Origin of the sequence: Peptoniphilus grossensis ph5 (assembly GCF_000311825.1) — a bacterium.
Classification (GTDB): Bacteria; Bacillota; Clostridia; order Tissierellales; family Peptoniphilaceae; genus Peptoniphilus_A; species Peptoniphilus_A hominis.
Window position 1 is genome coordinate 173444 of sequence record NZ_HE978568.1, and the last position, 18095, is coordinate 191538.

16 protein-coding genes are annotated in these 18095 nt (G+C 34.9%); 4 read left to right on the forward strand and 12 right to left on the reverse strand.

All coding sequences use genetic code 11. The features are described from left to right. Nucleotides 1-42: 42 nt before the first annotated feature. The 3 genes from HGPG_RS08050 to HGPG_RS08060 all read right to left on the reverse strand — a co-directional run bounded on the left by HGPG_RS08050 (nt 43) and on the right by HGPG_RS08060 (nt 4533). Nucleotides 43-2610, reverse strand: a complete 2568-nt coding sequence (locus tag HGPG_RS08050) for a CRISPR-associated helicase/endonuclease Cas3 (protein ID WP_019125564.1) — start codon at nt 2608-2610, stop codon at nt 43-45. A gap of 81 nt (nt 2611-2691) precedes the next feature. Continuing rightward, a complete protein-coding gene (locus tag HGPG_RS08055; RefSeq protein ID WP_019125565.1) occupies nt 2692-3630 on the reverse strand; it encodes an NAD(P)-dependent oxidoreductase in 939 nt (312 codons plus the stop codon). Beyond that, complete coding sequence (locus tag HGPG_RS08060; protein WP_019125566.1) at nt 3631-4533, reverse strand: alpha/beta fold hydrolase; 903 nt, start codon at nt 4531-4533, stop codon at nt 3631-3633. 128 nt (nt 4534-4661) lie between these two features. On the opposite strand from HGPG_RS08060, the gene HGPG_RS08065 reads away from it, so the two are divergent. From HGPG_RS08065 to HGPG_RS08075, 3 genes are all read left to right on the forward strand, one after another. Beyond that, a complete protein-coding gene (locus HGPG_RS08065; RefSeq protein ID WP_019125567.1) occupies nt 4662-6227 on the forward strand; it encodes an SH3 domain-containing protein in 1566 nt (521 codons plus the stop codon). 93 nt (nt 6228-6320) lie between these two features. Beyond that, nucleotides 6321-6893 carry an RNA polymerase sigma factor gene (locus tag HGPG_RS08070; RefSeq protein ID WP_019125568.1) on the forward strand — a complete coding sequence of 191 codons (573 nt, stop codon included), beginning with the start codon at nt 6321-6323 and terminating at the stop codon, nt 6891-6893. Beyond that, nucleotides 6886-7656 carry a hypothetical protein gene (locus tag HGPG_RS08075; RefSeq protein ID WP_019125569.1) on the forward strand — a complete coding sequence of 257 codons (771 nt, stop codon included), beginning with the start codon at nt 6886-6888 and terminating at the stop codon, nt 7654-7656. Before HGPG_RS08070 ends, HGPG_RS08075 begins: the two co-directional genes overlap by 8 nt. Before the next feature lie 124 nt (nt 7657-7780). On the opposite strand, the gene HGPG_RS08080 is transcribed toward HGPG_RS08075, so the two are convergent. The 8 genes from HGPG_RS08080 to murA all read right to left on the reverse strand — a co-directional run bounded on the left by HGPG_RS08080 (nt 7781) and on the right by murA (nt 15795). Continuing rightward, nucleotides 7781-8632, reverse strand: coding sequence for a DnaJ domain-containing protein (locus HGPG_RS08080; RefSeq protein ID WP_019125570.1), 852 nt, complete (start codon nt 8630-8632; stop codon nt 7781-7783). After that, on the reverse strand, nt 8625-9305 hold the full coding sequence (locus tag HGPG_RS10140) for a metallopeptidase family protein (protein WP_019125571.1): 681 nt from the start codon (nt 9303-9305) through the stop codon (nt 8625-8627). Before HGPG_RS10140 ends, HGPG_RS08080 begins: the two co-directional genes overlap by 8 nt. 83 nt (nt 9306-9388) lie before the next feature. Beyond that, complete coding sequence (locus tag HGPG_RS08090; protein ID WP_019125572.1) at nt 9389-10189, reverse strand: ATP-binding cassette domain-containing protein; 801 nt, start codon at nt 10187-10189, stop codon at nt 9389-9391. 4 nt (nt 10190-10193) lie between these two features. Next, nucleotides 10194-11150 (reverse strand): ABC transporter ATP-binding protein, encoded by a 957-nt coding sequence (locus HGPG_RS08095; protein ID WP_019125573.1) that lies wholly within the window; start codon nt 11148-11150, stop codon nt 10194-10196. A gap of 1 nt (nt 11151) precedes the next feature. Continuing rightward, a complete protein-coding gene (locus tag HGPG_RS08100) occupies nt 11152-11994 on the reverse strand; it encodes an ABC transporter permease (protein ID WP_019125574.1) in 843 nt (280 codons plus the stop codon). Between the two features lie 7 nt (nt 11995-12001). Next, complete coding sequence (locus HGPG_RS08105; protein ID WP_019125575.1) at nt 12002-12931, reverse strand: ABC transporter permease; 930 nt, start codon at nt 12929-12931, stop codon at nt 12002-12004. A gap of 66 nt (nt 12932-12997) precedes the next feature. Further along, nucleotides 12998-14527: an ABC transporter substrate-binding protein gene (locus HGPG_RS08110; RefSeq protein ID WP_019125576.1), complete on the reverse strand. Its 1530-nt coding sequence runs from the start codon at nt 14525-14527 to the stop codon at nt 12998-13000. Between the two features lie 20 nt (nt 14528-14547). Then, the gene (murA, locus tag HGPG_RS08115; RefSeq protein ID WP_019125577.1) at nt 14548-15795 is read right to left on the reverse strand and encodes a UDP-N-acetylglucosamine 1-carboxyvinyltransferase; all 1248 of its coding nucleotides are present in this window, start codon (nt 15793-15795) and stop codon (nt 14548-14550) included. Between the two features lie 151 nt (nt 15796-15946). On the opposite strand from murA, the gene HGPG_RS08120 reads away from it, so the two are divergent. Continuing rightward, nucleotides 15947-17101: an aminotransferase class I/II-fold pyridoxal phosphate-dependent enzyme gene (locus HGPG_RS08120; protein WP_019125578.1), complete on the forward strand. Its 1155-nt coding sequence runs from the start codon at nt 15947-15949 to the stop codon at nt 17099-17101. 101 nt (nt 17102-17202) lie between these two features. Here HGPG_RS08120 and HGPG_RS08125 read toward each other — a convergent pair whose 3' ends face one another. Further along, nucleotides 17203-18078 (reverse strand): DNA-3-methyladenine glycosylase family protein, encoded by an 876-nt coding sequence (locus HGPG_RS08125; protein ID WP_019125579.1) that lies wholly within the window; start codon nt 18076-18078, stop codon nt 17203-17205. Between the last annotated feature and the right edge of the window lie 17 nt (nt 18079-18095).

Consider the following 18095-nt stretch of genomic DNA (forward strand, 5'->3'; position numbering starts at 1 on the left):
TTCAACAAAGACCCAATTATTACTAAAGGGTCTTTTTCTTTTCTACATAAAAAATCCTCCAGGATCTTCAAAGTTTACTCCAAATTTTTCATCGTAATACTCTTGAGGTAAAATATAAACTTTTCCATCAAGTATCTTGTCGCAAGAACCTAAATCTTTTTCTCGCACCGATACAGTGTGTCTATTTAATTTTTTTAAAATAATTTTAATTTCTCTTAAGTCCTTTGGGTTATAATTTTTTAAAAATTCCTGCTCTAATTGCCAAATCCTTTCAATTTCTTCCTTAGTTTCAGCATAATTTACAACAGCTGCTTTCTGGTTTTCTTCTATTAACTCGAAGTCTTTGTATGCTTCTTTAAATGATTGGAATAAATCTATTGGCATTGCTAATTCTGTTGAAACTAAATATCCTTTAAGCATTACAAATTCTTTAGTTTTTTTCAAAGCATCACATTTATCTTTGTTTTCAGCCAACAATTCTAAAACTGGAGAAAATTTATCCTTTTCCAAATTTGCATATAATTTTTCAAAATACTCTTTAGTTAAATCTTTAATATCAAAATCATCTTCATAACTTTCAAAGGCAGATTGACAGGCACTCTTTCTTTTATCAACTCCCTTTAAGAGAGAAGTTTTTTCTTCAGTATTGTCTAGTTTAATGAGATAGGTATAAGCCTCTTCTTTTTTCCCTTCTCTATTACATCTGCCCATGGCTTGAATTATGGAATCCATTCCTGATAGAGACCTTATAACCATATCAAAATCCACATCGACTCCTGCTTCAATAAGCTGAGTTGAAATAAGACAAATTTTATCTCCATCTTTTAATCTTTTTTTAATCTCATGAATTTTTTTAAGCCTGTCGTTTGCAGTTAAGTTCGTTGTTAAGTAATATAGATCTCCTTCCTCATAATCTTCTTGTAACAAATCGTATAATTTTTTTACAACAGACTTTGTGTTTAAAATTATTAAATTTGATTTGTCAGAATTTTCTAATACAAGGTCTTTAACATCCTCTATTCCATACATTTTTCTTATGTCGCCATAAATTTTTAATTTTGCCCTTTCAAAGGCTGAAAAATCATAATTTTTATGCTCAATGATGTCTTTATTTTTGCCCGATAAATCTCCATAAAAAAGTTTATGGCAAAGAGCATCATAATCATTAGTAGGTTGAGTTGCTGTTGAAAGAACAAAATTTGCTCTCATTACAATTTTCATAAAATTTAAAACCAAATTTGTCAAATACAAAAATTCTGTTGGAATAGATTGCCACTCGTCCAAAATTATTACAGAATTGATAAAAGATTTAAACCTTGTGAGATTTGCTGATTTCCCCTTAAATAGGGAATTGTAAAACTGCACCATTGTAGTTAGAACCACTGGTGATGTCCAGTCGTCTAATAAAAATCTTTTTCTTGTTATTTCAATTGAATCCTCTTTGTCATCAATTGAAGCTTCTTCTTCATCATCTACTACATTTGAATGATGCTCCAATACATATTTGTCATTATTTAAAACTTTTTTCATCTCAGATGCATTTTGTTCCAAAACAGAAAGAAAGGAAGTTACATAAAAAAATCTTTCCTTATTTTGATAATTCATTTGATTTATTCCATATCTTAAAGATAAAAGAGTCTTTCCTGCACCCGTTGGCAAATCCAACTTATATATTCCATTTCTATCTTCTTTAGATCTCTTTAATATGTCCTCTGAAATTTTATTCCTCAAAATGTTTAATTCTCCAAGGGCTTCTCCAAAGGAACTGTATTTTTCATCCACATTTTTTTCAAAATTTTTTATAACTTTTTTTAAATTATTTTCATCTTCATCAATAATTATTTCACCAAAAGCATTTATTGTATCTTTAATATCTGCTGACTTTAGTATAGAAACTAAAAGTCTTATAAGCATTGCCTTGTAAAAATAAACTGCTTCTTCTCTTTTTTCTTGGCTGTAATCGGAAGCTGTCCTTTTCAATTTTTCTAAAACTTTTGCATACTCTAAAAAGCCCTTGCAAAATATTCTATTTATATTAATTTTTTTAGCTTCAAAAAACTTTTGAGTCTCAATATAAAATTCATCAATGTCAAAACTTTCACTGTCACTAGTTCCAAACTTATATTCCAATTTTTTGATTTTTTTCATTCTTTCAAGGCTAGTAAAAACATAAGCCATGTCTTCATTTTTTCGAACCATGTCATATTGACCGTGGTGAGACATTATTGTGTAAACCAAAATATTTGTATAATCACTAAGTTCAGAAATAAGGCTTTTATCAGCCATTAAAATCTCTTTTAATTCTAATATGTAATCACTAGAGACATTTTTAAATTCACTTTGAATATCTTTATAAATTTTTAAAACAAATAGTCCACCAAGGCTTGAATGGTCTACCCTTTTGTTTGAATTTTTTCTAATCTTTTCTTGAAAGTCTATACTTGCTTTACCAATATCGTGAAGTAGACCAAGTAAAAAAGAAATATTTTCCATTTCAACTTTTTCACCAATTTTTTTGCTCTCGCAAGCTGTGTTAAAAAGATGAGAGTATAAAGTCTGCGCCTTTCTTAAATTTCCCTGATCTATATGGGCATATAATTTATCTAACATTTCGCACCTCTTATTTTATGCACAAAAGAGTTTGCAACTTATTTATATAAATTACAAACTCTTCCCCAATTTATTTTATTATTAATAACCCTTGTCGAAGTCTACTATATTTTTGAAGTCGCCGTCGTTTTTTAGGGCCTTTAGGTTTTGGTAGGCTGTTTCAAACTGTCTTCTGCCCAAGTCTTCACAGGAGAAGGAAATGTGTGGATAGATGTAGACATTATCCATGTCCCAAAGTGGTGATGACTCATCTAGTGGTTCTTCTTCAAAGACATCTAGGGCTGCCCCTCTTACTTTTCCTTCTTCAAGTGCTTCTACAAGTGCCTCTTCGTCAATTGTTGCTCCCCTTGATATGTTTACTATTACTACTCCATCTTTTAGGATTTTAAATCTTTCTCTATTTAATATGTGATGAGTTTTTTCTGTTCCTGGCAAGCACATTATGATGTAGTCCATTTGTGGAAGTATGTGGTCAAGCTCATCTATTGAATAGACATTGTCGAAGGGCTCAACTTTTCTGCCGCTGGTGTTAAAGCCATTTAGTTCAATATCAAAGCCCTTTAGCCTTTTTGCTCCTGCTATGGCAATTGTGCCTGTGCCCAAAAATATTGCCTTCTTGCCATATAGGTTGTGGGAGAAACTTCTCTTCTTCCAAAGTTTTTCCTTTTGGTTTTCTATATTTTTTCTGTCTTCCTTATCTATTTGAAGTAGTCCATAGACAATCCATTCGGCTATGGGGTCGTCGTAGGCGCCGTTGTTGTTGGATAATATTATTTCCTTTTCTTTAATGTAATTTAAGTCCAAAAAGTCAATGCCCACTGATGTCAAAAAGATGTACTTTAAATTTTTGTGGTCCTTGTAATTTAAATTTTCTAAATTTATTGCGCCAATTAATATGTCTTCGCCATAATCTTCCTCTGCATTGGGATTTTTTTCGTCATAACCAATTACCTCATAACCTAATTTTCTTATTGTGTCGCCATATTTTCTTGCCATACCTTGGCCTAATAGTACTTTCATTTATTCCTCCACAAATTTTTTTATATTTTTTATTACTAAATTCTTTTTGTCAGTCATTACAGAGTGTCCACAATTGTCTAGCTTTTCAAATTTTGCGCCAATTTCATCTGATAAAAATTTTCCATCCATATAAGATATTATTTTGTCATCATAGCCATGAAGGACTAGGCTTTTCATGGCAAGCCTTCCTCCATGATATTTATAATCTCTCAAGATGCCTGCAACTTCATCTAAATTTCTCTGCCTAATTGCCGACTCTACATTTCTCTCAAACTCTTCCTTTTCTGGCAATTTTACATTGTAGATAAAGGTCTTAAATAAAACTCTTATGTTGTCTTTTTTTAATTCTGTTCCCGTCATGCCCATGCTGGCAAAGCTGTCTTCGATTAAGTTTAAGTTAAAGGTCATGAGACCCTTTATGATTTCTAGGTTTTTTTGAGGGTTTATGAAGTCAAAATTATTTAAATATTCATGAAAATTATTTGTCAAAATATCTGCGCCATTGGTCCTAAAGGGTGCGTAGCCAAAGGGTGCAAGAAAAATTTGATTTTTGATTCTGTCTTTTATGTCTTTGTCCTTTGCAAGTTCAAGGGCGACGCCACCGCCAAGAGACCATGAGACTAGGGTAAAGTTTTTTATGTCAAGCTTTAAAATAAATTCTTTGATGTCTGAAACAAAATCATCAATTGAAGTAATTTTATTATTATAAGAAGACTTGCCATATCCCCTCATGTCGGGAGCAAATATGTGATAGTCCTCTAATTTTTTTATGATTTCAATAAAACAAGAAGATGAGTACATATTTCCATGAATCATTAAAATATTTTTGTCAGATTTGCTTTCATTGTCCAGATAAAAAATTTCCTCGTCATTGAGCTCTATGTGTTTTTCTTTTAAGTTCATTTCACCTTCTCCTTCCATATAATTAAATTATATGCTAAAGGTCTAATTTAGTAAATAGAAGGCATATTGTAAAAATTTTTCAAGTAGCTTATAATTAAGTAATAAAGTATGGATAGAAAGGAGTCTTTATGAGTTTTTTTAGAACACTGCCAACTAAACTTAGCTTTAATACAAGTGAAAAAATTCAAATTGCCAATGCAGAACTCACTAGCGGCGATTTTGCCCTAGCCATTGATGTCTTAAATGCACAGGACTCCTTTGTCACAAACATTGAATTTGCCGTAAAGTTTAAGTCCATTGAAAAGTCCTATCTCTTTAATGGCAGAGAATTTTATTTTTCTCAAGCAGTAAATATTGAGCCCTATAAAAGATATTTTTTGGAGCCTTTTTTATTAGACGAGAGATTTTATGAGGCAAGGGCCATAGACATTTACATATCAAAGTACACTTGCGACGGAAAGACTATCACTTGTTCAGAAAAAAAATATGACATGAGTCTGCCAGTCATCCCTGAAAAAAAGCGTGCACAAATAAAGGAAACCCTTGGCGATGGAATTAAAACTTATGGCGAAAACCAAATTGATTTTTGGCGCTGTGCCTGTGGTTTTATAAACGAAAAGGACAGCAGCGAATGTGATTTTTGTGGCAGAAATAAAAGTTTTGTCCTAAATAATTTGACTGAGCCACTTATTAATTCAAAAATTTTAAATGTACTTGAAAACACCAAGTCAACTTCAGACATAAATTTAAAGACCCTTGAGACTCACTTGACTCAGACAAACCTTTCAAAGATTGCTCCAAACACTGAGAGCCTCAAAGTTGACAGAACTAATGAAGTGACTACAAAAAAACCAAAGAAATTTTCTGCAAAGATTGTGTTTTTCTCCATAGTTTTAATTATTATTTTGTCCATAATCTCTCTATTTATAATTAATTTTGCAGTTATAACGAGAAACGAAAATAAAATTGACGATGCAAGGGGACTTGCCCTAAGTGGTGAGTACAAAGAGGCACTGGACTTATACAAGGAAGCTACAAAGAAAAAGACCAGTCCAGAAATTTCAAATGAAATGGAAAAACTAAAGAAGTTAGTTCAATCTGATGACTTCTACCAAAAGGGCATCAAACTTTACCAGGAAGAAAATTATATTGATTCAGCCTACAATTTTAAAAAGGTAATTCAAGAAGATGAGAAAAATTATAAGGCAGCTCAAGATAAACTTCTCTCCATAGACAATATAATTTTAAATAAAGTAAAGGATGCTTACAAGGAAAATAAAGTAAATGAAGCAATGCTTCTTTTAAATTCCTACCTTGGCGTCGTGCCTGAATCTGCCAAGGCAACAAGCCTAAAAAAAGAAATTGAAAGCAAAAACGCCATTGATATAAACAAAGATAAAGATCAAACAGAAAGTTTTGAAAAAGAAAATGACTACACCGATGCAGCTCAAACTGCAAAAAAATCTTCTGAACTTCTTCACACTTACAGAAATGTTGCCACAGAAAAGGCAAACCTAAGAAAGGAAGCAAGTGTAGATTCTGAAATTATAAAAATTTTGGAAAAGGGAACTGAACTCTATGTCTTAGAGACAAAAATCGAACAGGGCAAGAGAATTTGGTGCCATGTAGAAGTTAAGTCCAGCATCTCCGGTGAAAATTTGAGGGGCTGGATATCAGATAAGACTTTAAATTAATTTCTCCACTTAGGTGGAGATTTTTTTTGAAAAAAATGAACCTTTTTCCATCCTAAATGGTCTTATAAGTAGATGCATCTAAAGGAGGTTAAAATGAATCCCCAAAAATTTAACATAGAAAATTTTAAAAAATTAAAAAAGGGCGACAAAGATTCCTTTGATCTCCTCTATGAAGAATACTACTTAAGCTTGTACCGAACTGCCCTTCTAATATTGGGAAATAAGGAGGAGGCAGAAGATGTCCTCCAAGACACCTTCCTTTCTATTTACAAAAACATAAATAACTTGAAGGAATTTAACAAGTTAAGACCTTGGATTTTTTCAATTTTAAAAAATTCTTGCTACACCAGATATAAAAATAGAAAGAGAGAATTTCCCGACGAATTTATTTTGGAAAAGGCTGACTCAAATTTTATTTCAAGTAGAGAAGATGAATTTGTATTAAATAATGAAGTTGAATCAGCCCTCTTAAAATTAAATCACAAGGAAAGAGAAGTCCTGGTCCTCTTTTATTACGACGACTTCTCCATAGAAGAAATTGCAAAAATCTTGAAGACCTTTCAGGGTACAGTTAAGTCTAGACTTTTTAGAGCTCGAAAAAATTTAAAGAAAGAAATAATGAAAGTCGACCAAGACTTTGGCGAGAAGGAGAGTATTTATGAATAATTTTAATAATTTTGATGAGTATATAAAAGACAAATTAGAAAAAAGCGTGGAAAATTCTGCTCCTTCTGCTTACCTCAAAAATAAAATTGACTTAGAAATTAAGTCTACAGAAGAAAAAGGAGAATTTAAAATGAAAAAAAGATTTGTATTAATGGCAGCCGCTGCCCTTGTCCTTTCAGTAGGCGTATTTGCAGCAGGAAAAATTACTGGAACTATTGCATCTTCAACATCATATTACAACTACACAAATTACACTGACCTAGCTAAGGCTGAAAAAAAGGCAGGTTTTGATACAGAAGCACCAGAAAGCTTAGGTGAATATAAATTTGACGGAATCACAATGGTGAATATGGCAGATATGGACGATACTGGAGCACAAATAAATAAGAGAAAGGCGTTTGATGTAACCTATAAAAACGAAGCAGACGACAAAGTAATGCTCTCAATTGACAAGTATCCAAAAAGTTCAATACCTACTTCAGAACAAGCTCATCAAGAAATGAGAGAAATTAATGGCGTGCAAGTTTATTATTCAAGATTAGAAAGTGTCTTTTTACCAGATGAAAAAGATGCAACAAAAGAAGAACTTGAAAGGTCAAAAAATGATCCATTCTTTAACCTAGGCATTGGCTCAGATAAAAGAGAAGAAAAAGCATCAAAGCACCTAAGCTTTGATTACAAGGGAATTCAATATTCTTTAATGGCAGAAGATGACATGGACGTGAACGAATTTTATAGGATGGCAGAAGAAATTATAAAATAATTTTTTCACAGTTAGTTAAAACATTTTTCTTATAAATTAGATTGTTGTAAATTTAAAAATCTAAAGGCCAAAAAAGGACCAGCTCGGTCCTTTCTTTTTGTCTAAATTTTCATATCAAATAAAATTAATTTGTGCCAGACATTTTTTTATACATCTCAATGTTTGAGTCATTTAAAAATTCGTAGGCTGCATTTATTTCTTGGAATTTTTCCTTGGCGCCCTCTTCCTTATTTAAGTCAGGGTGATATTTTTTCGCCATCTTTCTGTAGGCAAGCTTCACTTCATACTTGTCTGCAGAATAATTTACGCCGAGAGTGTCGCAGGCTTTTTCGTATTGGTCCTTAAAGCCGTAGCTTCCTCCTTGTGATTGATTTCCATAAGAGCCACCATAATTATTTCCATAAGAGCCGCCTTGATTTTCGTAGAAGCCGCCATAACCTTGCTGCCTAAAAAATTCATCAAACTGAGAAAAGTCGTCGAAGGTTGTCCAAGTAAAGCCACCGAAATCTTTAAATCTCTCTCTAAATTCTTCCTCTCTCTTCTTCCTTCTCTCTTCCTCTTGTCTAATTCTTTCCCTTTCTTTTTTCTCCCAATAAGCCCTGCCGTAGCCAGATATGCTTTCGAATTCATTAGCCTTGCCAAGGAGATAATGATCTGCCCTGTCGTAGAAAAATTCTGTCACCATATAATGTATGTACTTCAAAAAAGATTCTGACACATTACCAAGTAGTGGCACAACAATAGCCAGCATGATTAGAGTTGACAGCCACTTATTTCTTGCAAGTCCCTGCCAAGCAAAGGGATTTAAAAGTAAAAATATTATCAAACATCCACCCATGGAAATTATATATAAGAACAATCTCCTTACAGCTGAAAATAAATCAACAGCAATATTAACTATTACAATTAAAAAGGTTAAGATGAGGTCAAAAAATTTGCCTAAACCCTTATAAAAATATCCTAAAATTTTATTCATTTTGCTTCCTTTTTCTATATTCTTCTAAAAATTTCTTGTCTTCAATTACAAGTCCCCACTCATTGGCAAGAAACTCCAAGTGATGAGTGAACTCGTGGAGGAGAACTTCCTCTAGCTTTTCCCTTAGAGTCTCCCTTGAGGAAAATCTGTACATGTCCATAAAGGACCCATAATAAATTTTTATCATGTTGCCAAGCATTGACCTTTGGTACTCGCCCATTATAACTAGGTCCTCTGCATAGGCTTCCTCGTGGTACTTTGACTCTTCTGTAAGAATTATACCACCATTAAGATGCTCATAGGCATAAGAAGGTATGGACTCACAAATTTCTTCCAAAATTTCCTGAACTTCGTCGATTCTCTCCAAGTAATAGGGATCATATTTATTTTCATCAAATAAATCCTCATCTTCTTGATTGTCATCTTTATTGTCATCTTGATTGTCATCTTGATTTTTATCTCGAGCTTCCTTTTGAACTTCTTCTAGACTTTCTTCTTGGCTCTCCTTTAAATCTTTATGAGTAAAGTTTTCTTCTTTTGGATCATCATCACTGGATTTAAAATCTATTTTCTCTTCTCTTTTGACATAAATATCCTCAATTATTTCAAGGGGAAGGTCAATATTATTTTCTTGGTCGCTAAAAAAAATTCTTTTGCCCTCTTCATTAAGCATCTTTTCACCTCCAAAATAAAAAACTGTAGAAGCCTACAGTTTTATCTACTTTATCTAATTATAATACCCAGGAAGAAAAATTTCTACACATCTTCCACTTGAGCCAAAGTCTTGCCTGGCACTGATGACAATAATTTTTTCGTGTAGTCCTCTTTTGGGTTTTCAAAAATTTCTTCGGATTCATTATACTCCACGCATCTGCCCTTATACATGACCAGGACTTCCTCTGCCACATGCCTTACAACAGATAGGTCGTGAGAAATAAAAATCATGGATAGACCCAAGTCCCTTTGCAGATCTTCAAGAAGGTTTATTATTTGTGCCTGAATGGAAACATCAAGAGCAGAAGTTGGCTCGTCTGCCACAATTATTTTTGGGTCAACGGCAAGAGCCCTTGCAATGGAAATCCTCTGTCTTTGCCCTCCAGAAAATTCGTGGGGATACCTCTCCATGTGATATTCTGACAGACCACAAATTTCCATGGTCTCTAAAACTTTTTTTTCGATCTTCTTTTTGTCCTTCTCGCCTAAGAGATTTCTTATGCCCGATGCAATTATGTCCTTGCACTTTTTTCTTGGGTTAAGTGAGGAATAAGGGTCTTGAAAAATCATCTGCACATCTTTTCTATATTCCTTTAATTCCCTCTGATTTTCCTTTAAAATATTTTTGCCCTTATAAATTATTTCTCCGCTGGCATCAGGATAAAGTCCCATGATGCACCTGGCAAGAGTTGACTTGCCTGAGCCACTTTCGCCAACAACTCCAAGTGTGTGAGAAGTTTTTAGGTCGAAGGAAATGTCATCAACTGCCTTAAAGCTTTTACCGCCGCTAATTTTAAATTCTTTATTTAAATTTTTAACTTGTAAAATAATTTCGTCCCTCATTTTATCACCTATACAAAAAGCAGGATACCTTATGACCGTCAATGTCCACTTCTTCAGGAATTTTTTCCTGGCAAATTTTCATCTTCTCGTCACACCTGTCGCAGAAGTAACAAGATTCTGGAAGGTCAATTGGATTTGGAACTGACCCTCTAATTGTGTAGAGCTGGTCCTTTTTCTTGTGAGCAGTAGGTATTGCCCTTATAAGTCCTCTGGTGTAAGGGTGAAGGGGCTTTTTGAATATATCTTCTGCCCTCGCCCTCTCCACGATTTTTCCCGCATACATTACATTTACATAATCTGCTATGTCAGAAACAACTCCAAGGTCGTGACTTATAAAAATTATGGCAGTATTCATGTCTTCCTTTAATTTTTTCATGAGCTCCAAAACTTCCTTTTGAATGGTAACATCAAGGGCAGTTGTAGGTTCATCTGCTATTAAAAGTTTTGGCGAAGAGGAAAGAGCCATGGCAATCATAATTCTCTGCCTCATGCCTCCAGAAAGTTCGTGAGGATAAGAATTGTAGACATCTTCTGCCCTACCTATTTCAACTTTTTTTATCATCTCTAAAGATTTTTCCTTGGCAGTTTTTTTATCCATGTCAAAGTGAGTCCTAAAGACTTCAGACATTTGGTAGCCAACCTTTAGGGCAGGATTTAGTGAAGTCATGGGTTCTTGAAAAATCATAGAAATTTCATTGCCTCTAATGTGCCTTAATTCTTCTGGAGAAGACTCTAAAAGATTTTTTCCTTCAAAAATTATCTCGCCAGAAATTTTTTCAAGAGAGGACTTGTCCAGAAGACCCATAATGGCAAGGGAAGTAACAGACTTTCCCGAGCCAGATTCACCTACTATGGCAGTTGTCATTTTTTCACGAGTATTTATATTAACTTTATTTACAGCTTTTACTATGCCTTGGGAGCTTTTGAAAAAAACTTCAAGGTCCTTTATTTCTAATAACATACTACCTCCTGAACTTTGGGTCAAAGGCATCTCTTAGGGCGTCGCCAACAATGTTTAAAAGTAAAATTGTTATGGCAATTGCCATGCCTGGGAATAGAGTTATGTGTGGATAGTTTCTAATATAAGCTCTCCCTTCAGAAAGCATTTGACCCCACTCTGCTTCTGGCGGCATAATTCCCATGCCAATAAAGGAAAGGGAAGCTGCAGATAAGATTGCAGTGCCCACACCAATTGTGGCTTGGACAATTATGGGAGCAAAGCAGTTGGGTAGAATTTCTGCAAAAATTAATTTAAAAGTTTTTACTCCAGCCAACCTTGCCGATTCAATATACTCTAAATTTTTTACAGACATGACCTGACTTCTAACTATCCTTGCATAGGATGGAATTGAAGATAGGGAAACTGCCAAAATTAAGTTTTTCATGCCGCCACCAAGGGCTGCAGCAAGGGCAATGGCAAGGACAAGTTGTGGAATGGATAAGATCGTGTCCATGACTCTCATAATTATAGCATCAAAAATTCCCTCGTAGTAACCTGCCAAGGCTCCAATAATTACTCCAATTACTGTGGAAATAATTACAGATGTGAAACCAATTTTAAGGGAGACTTGGGCTCCGTGAAGGACTCTTGAAAAAATGTCTCGTCCAAAATTATCTGTCCCCATTAAGTGGCCCCTACTTGGTCTTAAAAAATTTTCCTTGGGAAATTGCTCTGTGTAGTCGTAGGGTGAAAGGAGGTCGGCAAAAATTGCAGCAAAAATTATTACAACTAAAAGAACCAGTGCCACTACTGCAACTTTATTTCTCCTGTAATATTTAAAAAATGTTTTTAATCTCTTTAACATGTTTCACCTACTTGTAGTCTGCCTTTATTCTCGGATTTATAAAGCCGTAGAGGATGTCAACGATAATTGAAATCACAGAATAAACTATGGCTATGAGCATAATTGCCCCAAGAATTATTGGGTAGTCACGAGTTTTTATGGAGTCAACCATTAGCCTTCCAATGCCAGGAATGGAGAAAATTGTTTCTGTCAAAATACTTCCGCCAAGAAGTCCACCTGCTTGAAGCCCAATAGTGGTTATAACAGGAATCATTGCATTTTTAAGGGCGTGGACAAAAATAATTTTGGATTTAGAAAGTCCCTTGGCATAGGCAGTCCTGATGTAGTCCTTGTCTAGGACGTCTAGCATGGCAGATCTCGTCATCCTCATAATTACAGCTGATGACTGAAAGCCTAGGGCGAACCAAGGCAGGATCATGTGCTTTATGGAAGAAAAACCCGATGCTGGAAGAATTTTTAGCTTTGTTGAAAATACAATTATAAGCAAAAGCCCTGACCAAAAAATTGGCATTGCAAGTCCAACCATGCCTAGGGCAGTAATCATTGAGTCGATAAAAGTATTTTTCTTTAGGGCTGCTATTACGCCAAAAGTTATGCCCATAATTATGGCAATGACAAGGGCGCCACCGGCAAGTTTTAAAGTTGTTGGAAAAACTCTAAGCAAGGCTTCTGAAACTGATCTTCCTGACTGATAGCTTTTGCCAAGGTCAAAGTGAAAAATTAAATCCTTTAAGTAATTTCCATATTGAACTATAAAGGGCTTATTTAGTCCAAGACTTTCTCTTATAGCATCAACTGTCTCCTTAGGTGCGTTAGGTCCAGCTGCAGCAAGGGCAGCATCTCCTGGCGACAAGTAAAGGAGCAAGAAAACTATAAAGCTCACTCCAAGGAGTGTAGGTATTAATATTAAAAGTCTCTTTAATACATATTTAGTCATATCTAATCCTTTCTTCTGTAGAAAAGACAAAATTCACCAAAGAAGACCTTGGTGAATTTAAAAAAATTATTTTTCTAAAAGTTTTACATCTTTAAGTTCTTGTGGATATTTTGGAAGAAGATCAAGACCTTCTACTTTATTAGAACCAGCAACAAGTGTCTCGCCATAGCAGATGTAAAGCCATGGATATTCTCTATTGATAAGCTCTTGGGCTCTCTTATAGATGCCAGCTCTCTTGGCATCGTCAATAGTTGAAATACCTTCTTTAATTAAATTATCAAGTTCTTCATTTCCAAAGAATGTGACATTTGGCTCCTTACCTTTATTTTCAGAATGGAAAGGTTGGAAAAGTTCATAATGTGCATCTACTATTGATGGGTTCCAGCTCATAATAAACATATCATGTTCCTTATTTCTAACAGCATCTACAAAGGCACCCCATTCAAGTCTTTCTACGCTAAGGCCAATTCCATAATCCTTTAATTGGTCTTGCATCATTGTAGCAACATTAACTCTTTGTTGGTTGTCAGAAGTATAAATTTTAAGATTTGTTCCCTCTCCAAGACCTGCTGCAGCAAAAAGTTCCTTTGCCTTTTCTTTATTTACTGCATTTGGCTTTAATGAATCAGCAATAGAATATTTGAAGTTAGGGTTTATTGGACTTGTTGCAAGCTTTCCACTGTTCATGTAGACAGTTTCAAAAATTGTCTTAGTGTCAATGGCATTTACCATAGCTTCCCTTGCTTCCAACTTGTCAAAAGGAGCTTTAGCTACATTAAATCCAATAAAGTGAATTGAATTATCTAATCTCCTAAAAAGTTGTAGGTCCTTATTTTCTTCTATATTTGAAATTTCACTTGGGTCGATTTTATAAGCAAGGTCAACTCCACCACTTTCAAGCTCAATAATTCTTTGTGAAGCTTCTGGTATAACCTTCATTTCGATGCCAGCAATTGTTGGCTTGTCGCCCCAATAATTTTCGTTTACAGAAAAAGTTGCGTGGTCATTTTGAATCCACTCATCTAATACAAAGGGACCAGTTCCCATTGGTGCAATAGTAAGATCGGCTCCACCTTCTACATAGGCTTTAGACACAATAGACACAGCTGGATGTGATAGTGAATTTAAAAAGGCAGCGTCAGGTTCACTTAGTTTAAAGGAAAAAGTTAAATCATCTTCTTTTTTGTAAGAATTTGCGTCAATTTTTCCATAAAAAGATTTATATCTGTCACTTGCTGCTGCTCTTTGAAGAGTGAAGATTACATCATCAACAGTAAGTGGGCTTCCATCAGAGAACTTAACACCCTCTCTAAGTTTAATTTTAAAAGTTTGTGGGTCTGGGTTTTCAATGGATTCTGCAAGAGAATTAACCAGTTCACCCTTAGAATTCCTCTTAACTAAAGTGTCGTAAACTTGAATTAAAATATTTTCTTCATAGTCATCAGAAAGTGCATTTGGTTCAAGTGTTGTAGTGTCTTCTGAAACTGCAACCTTTAAGACCTTGCCTTCCCCTTGGGCTTCTTCTTTTTTATTGGAACAAGCTACCATAAATAGGGATAGGACTAAAAGCATTCCTATAATAAATTTTTTCTTCATTATCATCTTCCTTTCTTTTTCTATACTCTTCTTATATCTGCTCCAAGATTTCTAAATTTTTCTTCAATTTTTTCGTATCCCCTATCAATATGATGGATTTCAGAAATTTCTGTTTCTCCTTCAGAAACGAGTCCTGCAAGTATAAGGGCAGCTCCTGCTCTTAAGTCTGTTGCAGCAACCTTGGATCCGTATAGTTTACTTTTACCCAATAGAATAGCTTCTCTATCTACTACTTTGATTTTTGCGCCCATCTTCTTTAACTCTTCAGCGTGCATAAAGCGGTTTTCAAAAACTGTCTCAATAATAGAAGATTGTCCCTCGGCTTGAGTTAAAAGTGCCATGAATTGTGCTTGTAAATCTGTTGGGAAACCTGGATGAGGAAGAGTTTTTATCTCAATTGGCTTTATTTCATCTGAGCCAATTACTCTCACTGTGTCGTCCTCTTCAATTATCTTTGCCCCAGTTTCTTCTAGCTTTGCAATGACAGGCTTTAAGTGAGAAGTTATGATGTTTTCAATTGTGATGTCGCCACCAGTAATTGCAGCTGCCACCATAAAAGTGCCTGCTTCAATTCTATCTGGAATAACTTGGTGAGTGCAGCCTCTTAGCTTTTCCACTCCCCTAATTCTTATAGTTGAGGTTCCTGCTCCCATTACCTTAGCGCCCATTTTATTTAAAAAGTTTGCTAGGTCCACAATTTCTGGCTCCATGGCGCAGTTTTCCATTACAGTTTCGCCCTCAGCCAAAACTGCAGCTGTCATAATATTTTCAGTTGCACCAACAGAAGGGAAGTCCAAATAAATTCTTGTGCCAACTAATTTGTCGCACTCAGCCTTTATCTCGCCATGAGTCATTTCTATGTTGGCTCCTAATGCCCTAAAGCCCTTTAAGTGCAAGTCAATTGGTCTTGACCCAATGTTGCAGCCGCCAGGTAGGGAGTTGTAAGCCTTGTTTAACTTGGCAAGAAGGGGTCCCATGACAAGGAAGGATGCCCTCATCTTGCTCATGAGTTCGTAGTCTGTTTTATAAGAATTGAGTCCAGAAGGGTCGATTATGAGTTTGTTGCCTTCCTTATTTATTTTAAGACCAAGTTTTCTCAAAACTTCTGTAATTATTTCAACATCCTTAAGCTCAGGCACATCTTCCAAAATAATTTCTTCTGTTCCAAGTATTGTAGCTGCAAGTATAGGTAGAGCAGCATTTTTCGCACCTGATATTCTAACATTGCCTCTTAGTGGGCCATTGGGTTTTACTAAAATTTTATCCAAAAGGATTCCTCCTATATTTTATTTATAACGATTATTATTTTATCTATATTTATTTAATTATAACATAGCCAACTTGAATATTTAAGGAATTAAAAGCGTGACCTTAAATAAAAAATTTTTGTGTTAAAATATTATTGATGGAGGAAGAAATATGAAAGAATTTATCCAAGAAAAATATAAAAATATTAAAGAGTCTCTTTATTCCACTGACTATTCAAGCATATATCCTGACTTTATAAATTTTGCCTTAGGCGACCCAGACCTTAAGACTCATGACATGATTATAAAAGAAGCCTACGACTCACAGATGAAGGGCTACACTCACTACGCCGACCCCCAAGGCTACCTTGGACTTAGAGAGGAAATTGCCAAAGCCTACTGGGAAGACTACGGAGTAAGCTGCGAGGCCAAGGAAATTTTAATTACCATGTCTGGCACTGAAGCCCTTTATATAATTTTAGAGGCAATAATAAATCCAGGCGACGAAGTCATTGTGCCTTCGCCCTACTTTAGCGTCTATCCCGACCAAATTGAAATGACAGGAGGCGTTCCAGTAATTTATGAGACAAAATTTGAAAATGAATTTAAGCTTGAGCCAAGAGAAATTGAAAAATTAATCACTGCAAAAACTAAGGCGATAATAATAAATACGCCTAACAATCCAACAGGCGCAGTTTATAGTGACGAAACTCTAAGAGAAATTTATGAAATGGCAAAAAAATACAATATTCTTGTAATTTGTGACGACATCTACACAATTTATTCCTACGAGAGCAAATTCAAGCCAATGATTGCCTACGATGAAGAATTTAAAAATGTAATTTCAATTACATCTATGTCCAAGGACTTTGTCATGACTGGTTGGAGGCTTGGCGCCATACTTGCTAATGAAGAATTAATAAAGACCATGACCTACATTCACGAGAACATAGTCTATTCAGTGCCAACAATTTGCCAGCACGCAGGTGCCCTTGGCATTGCCAATAGAAAGACCATTTGCCCACCCCTCTATGAAGAGTACAAGGAGAGGATGTATCTCGCCTATGAGAGGCTAAAAAAATTAAAGTATGTAGAAGTTTTAAAGCCACAAGGAACTTTTTACATCTTTCCAAAAATTTCTGTGCCAGGCATGACTACAAAAGAAGTTCTAAGAGAAATATTAGAAAAGGCTCATGTAAATTTAATTGACGGCGAAGCCTTTGGACCAGGAGGAGAGGGCTTTATAAGAATTGCAGTAACAGTCAATAAGGACAAAATAAATGAAGCCTTTGATAGGATAGAAAGGCTAGAAATTTTTAAAAAATAATACTTAAGCGAAATTCAGTATAACAAATGCAAAATAAAAGCTCTTAGAAGAATATTTGAAATTTATATTCCTCCAAGAGCTTCTTTGTTTTTAATTTTTTATTACTTCCCCAACTTGTTTTCTCTGCCATAATAAAATAAATATTGATTGGCAAAGCCTGCGTTTTTGCCAAAGACTTCTCGTCCTCTCATGGCAATTTTTGATTTTGGTGTAACTTCTTTTAAATAAAGTTCTTCCATAACTCTCTTTATCCAAACATCAACGGGGAAGGACTCCTTCCTGTCAAAGGCAAAGAGGAGGATGCAGTCGGCAACCTTTGGTCCAACTCCAGGTAGAACTTGGAGGGCACATCTGGCATCTTCAAGGTCCATCTTGTCGATTTCATCTAAATTTACATAGCCATCCTTTATTAAATTCGCCGTCTCAACTATTCTCACATCGCGAAAGCCAACTCTTGCAAACTCTCTTAAGTCTTCTGGTCTTGCGAGAGAAAGTTTTTCGGCACTTGGGAAGGAATAATATTTTCTATTTTCGTCTTCACCAAGATAATCTCCATACATTTCAGAAATTTTTTCTATGGCATTTTTTATTCTCGGTATTTGATTGTTTGCAGAAATTATAAAGGAAATAATTGTCTCAAACTTGTCCTGATTTAAAATTCTTATGCCCTTTCCATATTCCGTTGCATTTTTCATGACTTCGTCTCTTGCAAGTTCTTCCATTACAATTTTGTAGTCCCGAGAAAGGTCAAAGTAATTATAAAAAATTTCATCAAAGGAAGCCTTGTCCACTCCCCTTAAGAAAATTTCTCCGCCAACTTTTTTTGCATTGGCAACTTTTCCATGAGCTATAAAGGTAAAGGACCCGTCAGCTTCTTCATACCACCTAAAGGCTTGACCGCAGGTGAAAATATCCCTTGGGTCAAACTCATCTAGTTCCCTTATTAGGCAAAGATCTCCATCAAAATTTATCTTCATTAAAAAATTCTCCCATA